This is a genomic window from Citrobacter sp. Cpo045 (assembly GCF_030332875.1).
In the GTDB taxonomy this organism is placed as follows: Bacteria; Pseudomonadota; Gammaproteobacteria; order Enterobacterales; family Enterobacteriaceae; genus Citrobacter; species Citrobacter portucalensis.
Map to the genome: position 1 here is coordinate 259,560 of NZ_JAOWGZ010000107.1, position 13,697 is coordinate 273,256.

General features: G+C 53.5%; 11 protein-coding genes. 6 read left to right on the forward strand and 5 right to left on the reverse strand.

Translation table 11 applies throughout. From position 1 onward, the window contains the following. Window positions 1-6: 6 nt before the first annotated feature. From sadA to trmL, 5 genes are all read left to right on the forward strand, one after another. Window positions 7-4,119, forward strand: a complete 4,113-nt coding sequence (gene sadA, locus OGY13_RS23050) for a trimeric autotransporter adhesin SadA (protein WP_213752139.1) — start codon at window positions 7-9, stop codon at window positions 4,117-4,119. 296 nt (window positions 4,120-4,415) lie between these two features. After that, window positions 4,416-6,071: an L-lactate permease gene (lldP, locus tag OGY13_RS23055; RefSeq protein WP_003827332.1), complete on the forward strand. Its 1,656-nt coding sequence runs from the start codon at window positions 4,416-4,418 to the stop codon at window positions 6,069-6,071. After that, window positions 6,068-6,844: a transcriptional regulator LldR gene (lldR, locus tag OGY13_RS23060; RefSeq protein ID WP_003024170.1), complete on the forward strand. Its 777-nt coding sequence runs from the start codon at window positions 6,068-6,070 to the stop codon at window positions 6,842-6,844. The genes lldP and lldR overlap by 4 nt, the downstream gene beginning before the upstream one ends. Continuing rightward, complete coding sequence (gene lldD, locus OGY13_RS23065) at window positions 6,841-8,031, forward strand: FMN-dependent L-lactate dehydrogenase LldD (protein WP_213752140.1); 1,191 nt, start codon at window positions 6,841-6,843, stop codon at window positions 8,029-8,031. The genes lldR and lldD overlap by 4 nt, the downstream gene beginning before the upstream one ends. A 40-nt stretch (window positions 8,032-8,071) precedes the next feature. Next, on the forward strand, window positions 8,072-8,545 hold the full coding sequence (gene trmL, locus OGY13_RS23070; protein ID WP_213752141.1) for a tRNA (uridine(34)/cytosine(34)/5-carboxymethylaminomethyluridine(34)-2'-O)-methyltransferase TrmL: 474 nt from the start codon (window positions 8,072-8,074) through the stop codon (window positions 8,543-8,545). A gap of 181 nt (window positions 8,546-8,726) precedes the next feature. On the opposite strand, the gene cysE is transcribed toward trmL, so the two are convergent. The 5 genes from cysE to OGY13_RS23095 form a co-directional block, all read right to left on the reverse strand. After that, the gene (gene cysE, locus OGY13_RS23075; RefSeq protein WP_003024160.1) at window positions 8,727-9,548 is read right to left on the reverse strand and encodes a serine O-acetyltransferase; all 822 of its coding nucleotides are present in this window, start codon (window positions 9,546-9,548) and stop codon (window positions 8,727-8,729) included. A 77-nt stretch (window positions 9,549-9,625) separates the two neighbouring features. After that, window positions 9,626-10,645: an NAD(P)H-dependent glycerol-3-phosphate dehydrogenase gene (gene gpsA, locus OGY13_RS23080; RefSeq protein ID WP_008786462.1), complete on the reverse strand. Its 1,020-nt coding sequence runs from the start codon at window positions 10,643-10,645 to the stop codon at window positions 9,626-9,628. Then, window positions 10,645-11,112 carry a protein-export chaperone SecB gene (gene secB, locus OGY13_RS23085; RefSeq protein WP_003024155.1) on the reverse strand — a complete coding sequence of 156 codons (468 nt, stop codon included), beginning with the start codon at window positions 11,110-11,112 and terminating at the stop codon, window positions 10,645-10,647. Before secB ends, gpsA begins: the two co-directional genes overlap by 1 nt. A 46-nt stretch (window positions 11,113-11,158) precedes the next feature. Then, complete coding sequence (gene grxC / locus OGY13_RS23090; protein ID WP_032945356.1) at window positions 11,159-11,410, reverse strand: glutaredoxin 3; 252 nt, start codon at window positions 11,408-11,410, stop codon at window positions 11,159-11,161. A 52-nt stretch (window positions 11,411-11,462) separates the two neighbouring features. Beyond that, complete coding sequence (locus OGY13_RS23095; protein ID WP_003024148.1) at window positions 11,463-11,894, reverse strand: rhodanese-like domain-containing protein; 432 nt, start codon at window positions 11,892-11,894, stop codon at window positions 11,463-11,465. Window positions 11,895-12,143: 249 nt separating this feature from the next. On the opposite strand from OGY13_RS23095, the gene gpmM reads away from it, so the two are divergent. Then, entirely contained in the window at window positions 12,144-13,688 is a 1,545-nt protein-coding gene (gpmM, locus tag OGY13_RS23100; RefSeq protein WP_003827325.1) for a 2,3-bisphosphoglycerate-independent phosphoglycerate mutase, read from the forward strand. The last annotated feature ends 9 nt before the right edge of the window (window positions 13,689-13,697 follow it).

Below are 13,697 nucleotides of genomic sequence, written 5' to 3' on the forward strand. Positions count from 1 at the left end.
TTATCCATGAACAGAATATTTAAAGTCCTCTGGAATGCCGCTACGGGAACATTTATTGTCACCAGTGAAACCGCAAAAAGCCGCGGGAAAAAAAGCGGCCGTAGAAAGCTGGCGGTTTCCGCACTCATCGGTCTTAGCAGTATTATGGTTTCTGCGGATGTATTGGCCAATGCAGGTAAAGATACTGGCGATGGCGTTACTCCAACGGGTACCCAGACAGGAGGAACAGGGTGGATTGCAATTGGTACCGATGCCACAGCAAATACTTACACCAACGTTGATGGCGCAAGCGCCGCGATGGGTTATCACGCCTCCGCGATGGGGAAATGGAGTACCGCTATTGGTTCATACAGTGATTCATCCGGTGACTCTTCGCTAGCGCTCGGCGTAAAAGCAAGCTCAACCGGCAACCGTGCCATTGCGATGGGTGCCTCATCTTCAGCCGCGGGAAGTTATTCAATGGCAATGGGTGTTAATGCCAATTCGAGCGGTGAAAAATCGGTTGCATTAGGTAATAAAGCCACTGCGAGCGGAGCTACATCCGTTGCATTAGGCAATCAATCCACTGCGAGCGGCGACGACAGCACTGCATTTGGTAATGGCGCAAAAGCGATAGGCACCAACTCAGTTGCTCTTGGCGCAGGCTCTACCGCCCAGGAAGACAATTCCGTCGCCGTGGGTAACAGCACCACGCAGCGGCAGATCACCTACGTTGCTAAAGGCGACATCAATTCCAGCAGTACAGATGCAGTCACAGGTGCGCAAATTTATTCTTTAAGTCAATCCGTCGCCGACCGACTCGGCGGAGGAGCTTCCGTTAATTCTGATGGTACAGTAAATGCGCCCCTCTACGAGGTAGGCACAGGCATCTACAATAACGTAGGCAGTGCGTTAAGCGCACTTAACACTTCTATCACGAATACAGAGGCCTCTGTCGCAGGGTTAGCCGATGACGCGTTGTTGTGGGATGACAGCGCAAGCGCATTCAGCGCTAACCACGCGGGAAGCGCCAGCAAGATCACCAATCTGGCGGCAGGCTCCCTGACCGCGGACAGCACCGATGCCGTTAACGGCTCCCAGTTGTTTGATACAAATGAGAAAGTGGATCAGAACACTGCTGATATCACCACCAATACCGACAGCATCAACCAAAACACTGCCAATATTACCGCCAATACCGACAGCATTAACCAGAACACAACCGATATCGCCGCTAATACGACCAGCATCAATCAGAACACCACTGATATCGCCACCAACACTACCAATATCAATAACCTGAGCGACGCTGTTACCACGCTCACCGATGATGCCCTACTGTGGGATGCTGACTCTGGTGCATTCAGTGCTAAGCACAACGGAAGTGCCAGCAAGATCACCAATCTGGCGGCAGGCACCCTGGCCGCGGACAGCACCGATGCCGTTAACGGCTCCCAGTTGTTTGATACAAATGAGAAAGTGGATCAGAACACTGCTGATATCACCATCAATACCGACAGCATCAACCAAAACACCACTGATATCGCCACCAACACCACCAATATCAACAACCTGAGCGACTCAGTCACCACGCTCACTGACGATGCCCTTTTGTGGGATGCAGCCTCTGGCGCATTCAACGCTAACCGCAACGGAAGCGCCAGCAAAATCATTAATGTCGCCGCCGGCGATCTTTCTGAAGACAGTACAGACGCGGTGAACGGCTCACAGTTATATGAAACCAACCAGAAAGTAGATCAAAACACATCAGATATTGCAGATATCAATACGACGATCACCAACCTTAGCACTGATGCACTGAGCTGGGATGAAACAACGAGTTCGTTCTCTGCCAGCCACGGAAGTAGTACGGCAAACAAAATCACCAACGTTGCTGCCGGGGACCTTTCTGAGAGCAGTACCGACGCGGTTAACGGCTCGCAGTTGTTCGAAACCAATGAGAAAGTGGATCAGAACACGACCGATATCGCCGCCAATACCACCAACATCACTCAGAACAGCACCGCGATTGAGAACCTGAATACTTCTGTCTCCGACATTAATACGTCCATTACCGGCCTCACTGATAACGCTCTGTTATGGGACGAAGACATCGGAGCTTTCAGCGCAAACCACGGTGAAAGTACCAGTAAAATAACCAATGTCGCCGCCGGGGTGCTTTCTGAGGACAGTACCGACGCGGTAAACGGCTCACAGTTGTATGAAACCAACCAGAAGGTAGATCAAAACACCTCTGCTATCGCGGATATCAATACGTCCATCACCAACCTTGGTACCGATGCACTGAGCTGGGATGACGAAGAGGGTGCGTTCAGCGCCAGCCACGGTACCAGCGGTACCAATAAGATAACCAATGTAGCAGCAGGTGAAATCGCCAGTGACAGTACTGACGCCGTTAATGGCGCTCAGTTGTATGAAACAAACCAATTAATCGCACTGAATAATGAAGTTATTTCCAATTTAGCTGGTGATACCAGCGAAACCTACATCACCGACAACGGTACTGGTGTGAAATATATTCGCACTAACGACACCGGGTTAGCTGAAGATGACGCACATGCTTCTGGCGTAGGTGCAACGGCAGTTGGTTACAATGCAGTTGCATCAGGTGTTAGCAGTCTCGCTTTGGGTAAAAATAGCAGCAGCACAATTGATACAGGTATTGCGCTGGGTAGCGGATCTACATCAAACCGCGCTATTTCATCAGGCATACAAGCAACGAGCGTAACAAGCGATGGCGTCGTCATTGGTTACGATACAACAGACAGAGAGTTGCTGGGCGCGTTGTCATTGGGGACGGATGGAGAAAGCTATCGTCAAATTACCAACGTTGCGGACGGCTCTGAAGCACAAGATGCAGTAACAGTTCGTCAGTTACAAAATGCTATCGCCGCCGTTTCAACAACGCCGACACAATATTTCCATGCCAACTCGGATGAGGGAGATTCCCTGGCTGTGGGTGAAAACGCGATTGCCGTCGGCGCTAAAACCATCGTCAATGGCGATTCAGGAGTCGGTATTGGCTATGGCGCAGTTGTGGAGCAATCTGCCTTCAACGGCATAGCCATTGGTTCAAGCGCACAGGTAAATCACGCCAACAGTATCGCGCTCGGCAGCAATTCACAAACCACCGTCGGCGCACAAAGCAGCTATACCGCTTACAACATGGATACGCCACAAACGTCGGTGGGCGAAGTTTCTGTAGGCAGTGGAGATGGCCAGCGGCAGATCACCAATGTTGCAGCAGGAAGCGCAGACACCGATGCCGTAAACGTTGGTCAATTGAAAGTCACCGACAGCCACGTTGCCGCAAATACCGAAAGCATCAATAACCTGAATACGCAGGTGAGTAGCCTTGATACCCGTGTCACCAATATCGAAAATTCTGTCGGCGATATTGTCACTACGGGGAGCACCAAGTACTTCAAGACCAACACCGATGGCGTAGATGCAAATGCCCAAGGTACGGACAGCGTCGCGATAGGTTCCGGATCTATTGCGGCTGCTGAAAACAGCGTGGCGTTAGGTACAAATTCAGTCGCAGATGAAGCGAATACGGTGTCTGTCGGCTCTTCTACTCAACAACGTCGTATTACCAATGTTGCCGCAGGGGTGAACAACACTGACGCGGTTAATGTGGCGCAACTGAAAGCTTCAGAAGCAGGTTCCGTTCGTTATGAAACCAATACCGATGGCTCGGTTAACTACAGTGTGCTCAACCTGGGAGACGGGAGTGGCGGTACCACTCGGATCGGCAATGTTTCAGCGGCGGTGAACGATACGGATGCGGTGAACTATGCGCAATTGAAACGCAGCGTAGAAGAAGCAAACACCTATACCGATCAAAAAATGGGTGAAATGAACAGTAAAATCAAAGGAGTAGAAAACAAGATGAGCGGCGGTATTGCCTCAGCAATGGCCATGGCTGGTCTTCCACAAGCTTACGCACCGGGAGCCAACATGACCTCGATTGCTGGGGGTACGTTTAATGGTGAAAGTGCCGTCGCCATTGGTGTCTCCATGGTAAGTGAAAGCGGGGGCTGGGTGTATAAATTGCAAGGAACCAGCAACAGCCAGGGCGATTACTCTGCAGCCATTGGTGCTGGCTTCCAGTGGTAATGAAGTAACAATACTCCCGACATCAAAGGCAATGGCATCATGCCATTGCCGTTTCACTTCTCTTTGTTGCCCTCACTCCGCCAATTGGCCCTACCAATTTTAGCCAGATCATACCAACACCTCACATTTCATTAAAATGTGAGTACAATACCGTTGCCAATAAATAACATTTGATTAACCATTCATTGTCATTACCCCTACACAACAATATTGGCAGGGCCACTTTTACACATAATGTGACGAAGATTTGAGCAAAGACTCATTCCATTATGTCAGCGGCCCCCAGGAGACCTGCAATGAATCTCTGGCAACAGAACTACGACCCGGCCGGTAACATCTGGCTTTCCAGTCTGATCGCATCGCTCCCTATCCTGTTCTTTTTCTTCGCCCTGATTAAGCTCAAGCTGAAAGGCTATGTTGCGGCGTCATGGACGGTGGTGATCGCTTTGTCGGTCGCCCTGCTGTTCTACAAAATGCCGGTCGATCACGCACTGGCATCCGTAGTGTACGGTTTCTTCTACGGTCTGTGGCCAATTGCCTGGATCATTATCGCCGCGGTATTCGTCTATAAAATCTCGGTGAAGACCGGGCAGTTCGACATTATCCGATCATCGATACTCTCGATTACCCCAGACCAGCGTCTGCAAATGCTGATTGTTGGTTTCTCCTTTGGGGCATTCCTCGAAGGAGCGGCAGGCTTTGGCGCTCCGGTAGCGATTACCGCCGCACTGCTGGTTGGTCTTGGCTTTAACCCGCTGTATGCGGCAGGTTTGTGCCTGATCGTAAATACCGCGCCGGTCGCTTTTGGCGCAATGGGCATTCCGATTCTGGTCGCCGGTCAGGTTACCGGACTGGACAGCTTCGAGATTGGCCAGATGGTAGGTCGTCAGCTGCCGTTCCTGACCATTATCGTGCTGTTCTGGATTATGGCGATTATGGATGGCTGGCGTGGTGTCAAAGAAACCTGGCCTGCGGTGATGGTCGCTGGCGGCTCGTTTGCTATCGCACAGTACCTCAGCTCTAACTTTATCGGGCCGGAACTGCCGGACATCATCTCTTCTCTGGTCTCACTGGTGTGTCTGACGCTTTTCCTGAAACGCTGGCAGCCGGTACGTATCTTCCGTTTTGGCGATATGGGCGCTTCGCAGGTCGATATGGATCTGTCGCGCACCCGCTACACCGCTGGGCAGGTGGTACGTGCCTGGTCACCGTTCCTGTTCCTGACAGCTACCGTCACGCTGTGGAGCATACCGCCGTTTAAAGCGCTGTTTGCGCCAGGCGGCGCGATGTACCACTGGGTGGTCAATATTCCGGTTCCGTTCCTCGACAAGCTGGTTGCCCGTATGCCGCCGGTCGTACACGAAGCCACGGCCTACGCGGCGGTGTACAAATTTGACTGGTTCTCCGCGACCGGTACCGCAATACTGTTTGCCGCCCTGCTGTCTATCGTCTGGCTGAAGATGAAGCCATCTGCTGCGCTGCAGACCTTTGGTAGCACGCTGAAAGATCTGGCGCTGCCTATCTACTCCATCGGGATGGTGCTGGCGTTCGCGTTTATCTCTAACTACTCCGGGCTTTCATCCACCCTGGCACTGGCCCTGGCACATACCGGCAGCGCATTTACCTTCTTCTCGCCGTTCCTTGGCTGGCTGGGGGTATTCCTGACCGGGTCCGACACCTCATCAAACGCATTGTTCGCCGCCCTGCAGGCCACGGCCGCTCAGCAAATCGGCGTTTCGGATGTGCTGATGGTGGCCGCAAATACCACCGGCGGCGTGACCGGCAAGATGATCTCTCCACAATCTATCGCTATCGCCTGTGCGGCAGTGGGATTAGTGGGGAAAGAGTCTGATCTGTTCCGCTTTACCGTGAAGCACAGTCTGATTTTCACCTGCATGGTGGGTGTGATTACCACGCTGCAGGCCTATGTCTTAACCTGGATGATTCCATGATAGTGATGCCCAGACGCCTGTCAGACGAAGTCGCATCTCGTGTGCGGGCGCTGATTGAAGAACAACAGCTGGAGGCGGGCATGAAGTTGCCCGCTGAGCGCCAACTGGCCGTACAGCTCGGCGTATCGCGCAACTCGCTGCGCGAGGCGCTGGCGAAACTGGTGAGCGAAGGCGTGTTGATTAGCCGTCGTGGCGGCGGGACGTTTATCCGCTGGCAGCATGAGGCATGGTCTGAACAAAACATCGTTCAGCCGCTGAAAACTCTGCTGGCAGACGACCCTGATTACAGTTTCGATATTCTGGAAGCCCGCCACGCCATCGAAGCCAGCACCGCCTGGCATGCAGCTATGCGTGCCACTGCTGCCGACAAAGAGAAGATCAGACTCTGTTTCGAGGCCACACAAAGCGAAGATCCAGATCTCGCCTCGCAGGCAGACGTTCGCTTTCATCTCGCCATTGCGGAGGCCTCGCACAACGTGGTGCTGTTACAGACCATGCGCGGTTTCTTCGACGTATTGCAGTCTTCGGTGAAACAGAGCCGCCAGCGAATGTACCTTGTGCCGCCCGTATTTTCGCAACTGACGGCGCAGCATCAGGCCGTCCTGGATGCGATTGTTGCCGGAGATGCCGACGGAGCGCGTAAAGCAATGATGGCGCACCTCAGTTTTGTCCACACCACGATTAAACGATTTGATGAAGATCAGGCCCGCCAGGCGCGTATCACCCGCCTGCCCGGTGACCCTGGTGAGAATAGCAGGGAGAACAACACATGATTATTTCAGCAGCCAGCGACTATCGCGCCGCAGCCCAGCGCATCCTACCCCCCTTCTTGTTCCACTATATAGACGGTGGGGCGTATGCAGAGCACACTCTGCGCCGTAACGTGGCAGACCTGTCTGAAGTGGCACTTCGCCAGCGCGTGCTGAAGAATATGTCCGACCTGAGCCTAGAGACAAAGCTGTTCAACGAAACGCTCTCCATGCCGGTGGCCCTTGCACCTGTCGGTCTGTGCGGCATGTACGCGCGCCGGGGCGAAGTTCAAGCCGCCGCCGCCGCTGATGCCAAAGGCATTCCGTTTACGCTTTCCACGGTATCCGTATGTCCGATTGAAGAAGTCGCCCCAACCATCAAACGTCCAATGTGGTTTCAGCTATATGTTCTGCGCGATCGTGGCTTTATGCGCAACGCGCTGGAGCGCGCCAAAGCGGCGGGTTGCTCCACGCTGGTCTTTACCGTCGATATGCCAACCCCTGGTGCACGCTACCGTGACGCCCATTCCGGGATGAGCGGCCCAAATGCCGCACTACACCGCTACTGGCAGGCAGTCACCCATCCACAGTGGGCATGGGACGTTGGCCTGAACGGTCGCCCACATGATTTAGGCAATATCTCGACTTATCTTGGTAAACCTACCGGTCTTGAGGATTACATCGGCTGGCTGGCGAATAACTTCGATCCGTCAATTTCCTGGAAAGACCTCGAGTGGATCCGCGAATTCTGGGACGGTCCGATGGTGATCAAAGGGATCCTCGATCCGGAAGATGCTCGTGATGCCGTACGCTTTGGTGCGGACGGCATCGTTGTCTCTAACCACGGTGGTCGCCAGTTAGACGGCGTGCTGTCTTCAGCTCGCGCGTTACCCGCCATTGCCGATGCGGTGAAGGGCGATATCACCATTCTGGCCGATAGCGGGATCCGCAACGGTCTGGACGTTGTGCGCATGATTGCGCTGGGCGCGGATAGCGTACTGCTGGGGCGGGCCTATCTGTACGCGCTGGCGACCCACGGCCAGGCCGGGGTGGCGAATCTGCTGAATCTGATCGAGAAAGAGATGAAAGTGGCAATGACCCTGACCGGTGCGAAGTCGATTAGCGAAATCAGCGGTGATTCGCTGGTACAGGAACTGGGCAAACAGGTGGCTGACTACCCGATGCAGCCCAAACGTGGAAATGCGGCGTAAACGTTAATTTGCTATGCTGCCCCGTACTTAAGGGGGCAGCATGCTAAACATCGTTTTATTCGAACCAGAAATCCCGCCAAATACCGGCAATATTATCCGTCTTTGCGCCAACACCGGCTTTCGTCTGCATATTATTGAGCCAATGGGCTTTACCTGGGACGACAGGCGCCTGCGTCGCGCGGGGCTGGATTACCATGAATTTACCGCTGTGCTACGCCACCCTGATTACGCCGCCTTCGTCGCCGCAGAAAATCCGCAACGTCTGTTTGCCCTGACCACCAAAGGTACTCCAGCACATAGCGCGGTAAGCTATCAGGATGGGGATTATCTGATGTTTGGCCCGGAAACTCGCGGTCTGCCAGCCAGCATCCTCGACGCGCTGCCTGCCGAACAAAAAATTCGTATTCCGATGATGCCGGACAGTCGCAGCATGAACCTGTCGAATGCGGTGTCGGTGGTGGTGTATGAGGCCTGGCGCCAGTTAGGTTATCCCGGCGCGGTATTGCGTAGTTGATTTTTGTCGGATGGCGGCTGACGCCTTATCCGACCTACGAAAGAATTTACCGTTATTTTTCGAGCGTTATCGGCGTAGTCAGGTTGGACACGGACTGCGCTTGCCGACCTGCGCGTACACGTAGTACGTGAGGATGGCGAGCACAGCCCGGGTTCAAGATGACAAGTAAGATAGCTCGAAATCAGATTCCATCGCCGTATTCGAAAGTATGATGAATCCCGTTGAAATGCTGATCCATATCCATAGACGGCTTATCGCTGTCTGGCTTACCGACGATGCGCGCCGGTACGCCTGCGGCGGTGGTATGCGGCGGTACGGGCTGTAGCACGACCGAACCTGCGCCAATCTTCGCGCCGCGTCCGACTTCAATGTTGCCGAGAATTTTTGCTCCCGCGCCGATCATCACGCCTTCACGAATTTTCGGGTGGCGGTCACCGCCGGCTTTACCGGTCCCGCCCAGCGTGACGGATTGCAGAATAGAGACGTCGTTTTCAATCACCGCGGTTTCACCAACCACAATGCCGGTGGCGTGATCGAGCATAATCCCACGGCCAATTTTTGCCGCCGGATGAATGTCTACCTGGAAGGTAACGGACACCTGATTTTGCAGGAAGATCGCCAGCGCCTGACGCCCCTGATGCCACAGCCAGTGACCGATACGGTAGGCCTGAAGCGCATGAAAGCCCTTCAGATACAGCAGTGGAGTGGAATATTTATCGACAGCCGGGTCACGCGTGCGTACTGCCTGAATATCGCAGGCCGCTGAGGCAATCATTTCAGGATCGGCCGCGTAGGCCTCTTCTACGACTTCGCGAATCGCAATGGCGGGCATAATTGGAGAAGCGAGTTTATTCGCCAGCATATAGCTTAGCGCACTGCCGAGATTTTCATGCTTGAGCAGCGTTGCGTGGTAAAAACTGGCCAGCATTGGCTCACATTCCGCCAGTGCCCGGGCTTCCGCTTTAATGTTTTTCCAGACGATATCCAGTTCTTCACACGGCATTGCGTACTCCAGAAGGTAGCAAAACGACCGATCCGTTCTTCGCGGATCGGGTCGTTATATTCAACAGTTCCTTACAGCTAGTGGCGACTCAGCTCGTCCTTGCGTGCACGGCCTAATAACGTCAATGCTGCCTCGCGCGCGTTTTTTCCGCAATACAATACTTGATAAATTTCCTCGGTTATTGGCATCTCAACACCAAAACGGTGCGCCAATTCACGAACTTCTTTCGTATTGCGATAGCCTTCAACCACTTGGCCAATCTTGTCCTGCGCACCCTGCACGTCCATCCCCTGGCCGAGCATCATGCCAAAACGACGGTTGCGCGACTGGTTGTCGGTACAGGTCAGCACCAGATCGCCTAAACCCGCCATCCCCATAAAGGTGGCAGGATCGGCCCCCAGCGCCGCACCAAGACGAGACATTTCGGTCAGCCCACGGGTGATCAATGCGGTTCGTGCATTCGCGCCAAAACCGATGCCGTCAGACATCCCCGCACCAATGGCAATGACGTTTTTCACCGCGCCGCCAAGCTGCACGCCAATGAAATCCGGATTGCTATAAACGCGGAAGCTTTTGCCGCAGTGCAGCAACTGCTGGAGATCGTCAGCAAAAGTGTCGTCCGTCGAGGCCAGAGAAATCGCCGTCGGCATGCCCGCAGCCAACTCTTTGGCGAACGTCGGGCCGGAAATAACCGCCAGTGGAATTGAGTCCCCCAGCGCTTCACGCGCGACGTCCTGCAGCAGACGCCCTGTTTCCGCTTCCAGACCTTTTGTCGCCCAGACCAGTCGTGCGTCAGGACGCATCAATGGTTTGATGTTACGCAGCACTTCGCCAAAGACGTGGCTCGGCACCACCACCAGAATATTACGACTGGCGGCCAGCGCTGTGGCTAAATCACTTTCCAGGCGCAGCGTGTCGGGAAAAGGCACATCAGGAAGGAACGCGACGTTGCAGCGATCGTGCTCGAGAGTCGCGATATGTTTAGGATCATGGCCCCACAGGACAACCTGATGGCCATTTCTTGCCAGGGTGATGGCAAGAGCGGTGCCGTACGAGCCGGCACCAATCACAGTCATTGAAGCATTACTTTGGTTCATCAGGCATCCTGATGTTCTTCAGTACCTTCGCCAGCCTGCTGCTGTAAATAGTTCATGAACAGCGCATCAAAGTTGACCGGCGCAAGGTTCAGTTGCGGGAACGTACCGCGTGAAACCAGGCTGGTGATGCATTCGCGGGCATACGGGAACAGAATGTTCGGGCAGTATGCGCCCAGGCAATGCGCCATCTGAGTCCCTTCGATACCACTGATGGAGAAAATACCGCCCTGCTGAACTTCGCACAGGAACGCAGTTTCTTCACCCAGGGAAGCCGTTACGGTGACACGCAGCACTACTTCATACACGTCATCTGCCAGTTGGGTAGATGCGGTATCAAGATCCAGTTTAACCTCTGGCTGCCAATCTTTCTGGAAAACATGCGGTGCATTTGGCGCTTCGAAAGACACATCCTTGGTATAAATACGTTGGATCTGGAAAGCCATTTCAGTGTTATTTTGTTCTGACATGTTGAGAAAACCCTTTAGTGTTGTCCTTTAAATACTTCGGTACGCCTTAACGCAGCAGCGGATCCAGTCCACCACGCGCATCCAACGCATACAAGTCGTCACAACCACCAATGTGCTGTGCATCAATAAAAATCTGCGGAACCGTAGTACGGCCACTGCGCTTGATCATTTCTTCACGCTTCACGGTATCACCGTCAATCGGAAGCTCCTGGAAACTCACACCCTTGCTGTTCAGGAGCGCCTTTGCGCGATGGCAAAACGGGCAGGTTGCTTTGGTATAGATCTCAATATTGGCCATGACTTATCTCCAGTGTTCTTTTTACCCTGCGGCATGAAAGAAGACGGGTAAATTACTTGCCGCGAACCAGTGGCAGATTCTCACCACTCCAGCCCGCTACGCCATCTTTCAGTACAGACACCTGCTCAAAACCGGCTTTGATCAGCGCAGTCGCTGAATCCTGGCATTGCATGCCTGAGCCATCAACCACAATAACAGGTTTGTTTTTGTGTTTTTCCAGTTCGCCAAAGTTGTTGGCTTTGATTTCGCTCGGCAGCAGGTTCGTGGAGCCAGCGATATGACCTTTGCGGAAGTCGTCGCGCTGACGTAAATCCACGACAACGGCGTCTTCTTTATTGATGAGACGTGTGGCTTCTCCGCGCGTAATCACCTTCACTTTGGAAGTCAGGCTCTTAAACGTGGTAAATAATACAGCCGCCAGTAACGCAATCCAGGCGATACTCAATACAGGGTGGCGACTAACAAATTGCATAATTTCTTGCATGGGGGGTAACAACTCCCGACTCAGTGATTAAAAAAACCAGGAAAGGAGTATACCTGCGCGTTGGCGCAAATACAGCCAGAGCGTGCATTGGATTGCATTTTTGCGGGGCGCTACGGAAAAAAAAACCTAAAACCACGCCCTCTGCGGCGCGCTCTGGTCGATTATTTGATCTTCCGGGGCTACTTTATCGATTCAGCTGTAGTAAAATTACTCAATTATTTTTTACCTATTAAGTGTGAGGTTGTCGCAATGTCGGTTTCTAAAAAACCTATGGTACTGGTGATTCTGGATGGCTATGGCTATCGCGAAGACAGCCAGGATAACGCCATCTTTAATGCCAAAACCCCGGTAATGGATGCCCTGTGGGCAAAACGTCCGCATACCCTGATTGATGCGTCTGGCCTGGAAGTTGGCCTGCCCGATCGCCAGATGGGCAACTCCGAAGTCGGTCACGTCAACCTGGGCGCGGGCCGCATCGTGTATCAGGACCTGACCCGTCTGGATGTCGAAATTAAAGAGCGTACTTTCTTCGCTAACCCGGTACTGACCAATGCGGTCGACCAGGCAAAAAATAGCGGCAAAGCGGTTCACATTATGGGTCTGCTCTCTGCGGGCGGTGTTCACAGCCACGAAGATCACATCATGGCGATGGTAGAAATGGCTGCTGAACGCGGCGCGGAAAAAATCTATCTGCACGCTTTCCTTGATGGCCGCGATACCCCGCCGCGCAGCGCTGAACATTCACTGCAGAAATTCGAAGAGAAATTTGCCGCACTGGGCAAAGGCCGCGTAGCGTCCATCATCGGTCGTTACTACGCGATGGACCGTGACAACCGTTGGGATCGCGTTGAACAGGCTTATGACCTGATGACGTTGGCCAAAGGCGAGTTCCAGTTCGCTACGGCGGTTGAAGGCCTGCAGGCTGCTTATGCCCGCGACGAAAACGACGAATTCGTGAAAGCGACCGTGATCCGTGCTGAAGGCCAGGCTGAAGCCGCCATGGAAGACGGCGATACGCTGATTTTCATGAACTTCCGTGCTGACCGTGCGCGTGAAATCACTCGTGCGTTTGTTAACGCTGACTTCGACGGCTTCGCCCGTAAGAAAGTCGTTAACCTCAACTTTGTGATGCTGACCGAATACGCGGCCGACATCAAAACTGCGGTTGCTTACCCACCAGCATCTCTGGCTAACACCCTTGGAGAGTGGATGGCGAAGCACGACAAAACGCAGTTGCGTATTTCCGAAACCGAAAAATATGCGCACGTGACCTTCTTCTTCAACGGCGGCGTAGAAGAGCCGTTCAAAGGCGAAGACCGCATCCTGATCAACTCGCCGAAAGTGGCGACCTACGATCTGCAGCCGGAGATGAGCTCTGCTGAGCTGACCGAAAAACTGGTTGCGGCGATTGAGAGCGGAAAATACGACACCATCATTTGTAACTACCCGAACGGCGACATGGTTGGTCATACCGGAGTGATGGAAGCAGCAGTTAAAGCTGTTGAAGCGCTGGATCACTGCGTTGAACAGGTCGCGAAAGCGGTTGAATCCGTTGGTGGCCAGTTGCTGATCACCGCGGACCACGGTAACGCAGAGCAGATGCGCGATCCGTCCACCGGTCAGGCGCACACTGCGCACACCAACCTGCCCGTTCCGCTGATTTATGTCGGTGGCAAGAACGTTAAAGCAGTCGAAGGCGGCAAACTTTCTGATATCGCCCCGACGATGCTGACGCTGATGGGTATGGAAATCCCGCAAGAGATGACTGGTAAGCCGCTGTTCATCGTGGAATAATCCCTCCCC

Bases quoted from the DNA above. Each gene is read 5' to 3' on its own strand.
- grxC (WP_032945356.1), bottom strand. From the start codon at position 11,410: ATGGCCAATATTGAGATCTATACCAAAGCAACCTGCCCGTTTTGCCAT.
- gpmM (WP_003827325.1), top strand. From the start codon at position 12,144: ATGTCGGTTTCTAAAAAACCTATGGTACTGGTGATTCTGGATGGCTAT.
- sadA (WP_213752139.1), top strand. From the start codon at position 7: ATGAACAGAATATTTAAAGTCCTCTGGAATGCCGCTACGGGAACATTT.
- trmL (WP_213752141.1), top strand. From the start codon at position 8,072: ATGCTAAACATCGTTTTATTCGAACCAGAAATCCCGCCAAATACCGGC.
- OGY13_RS23095 (WP_003024148.1), bottom strand. From the start codon at position 11,894: ATGCAAGAAATTATGCAATTTGTTAGTCGCCACCCTGTATTGAGTATC.
- secB (WP_003024155.1), bottom strand. From the start codon at position 11,112: ATGTCAGAACAAAATAACACTGAAATGGCTTTCCAGATCCAACGTATT.
- cysE (WP_003024160.1), bottom strand. From the start codon at position 9,548: ATGCCGTGTGAAGAACTGGATATCGTCTGGAAAAACATTAAAGCGGAA.
- lldD (WP_213752140.1), top strand. From the start codon at position 6,841: ATGATTATTTCAGCAGCCAGCGACTATCGCGCCGCAGCCCAGCGCATC.
- gpsA (WP_008786462.1), bottom strand. From the start codon at position 10,645: ATGAACCAAAGTAATGCTTCAATGACTGTGATTGGTGCCGGCTCGTAC.
- lldP (WP_003827332.1), top strand. From the start codon at position 4,416: ATGAATCTCTGGCAACAGAACTACGACCCGGCCGGTAACATCTGGCTT.
- lldR (WP_003024170.1), top strand. From the start codon at position 6,068: ATGATAGTGATGCCCAGACGCCTGTCAGACGAAGTCGCATCTCGTGTG.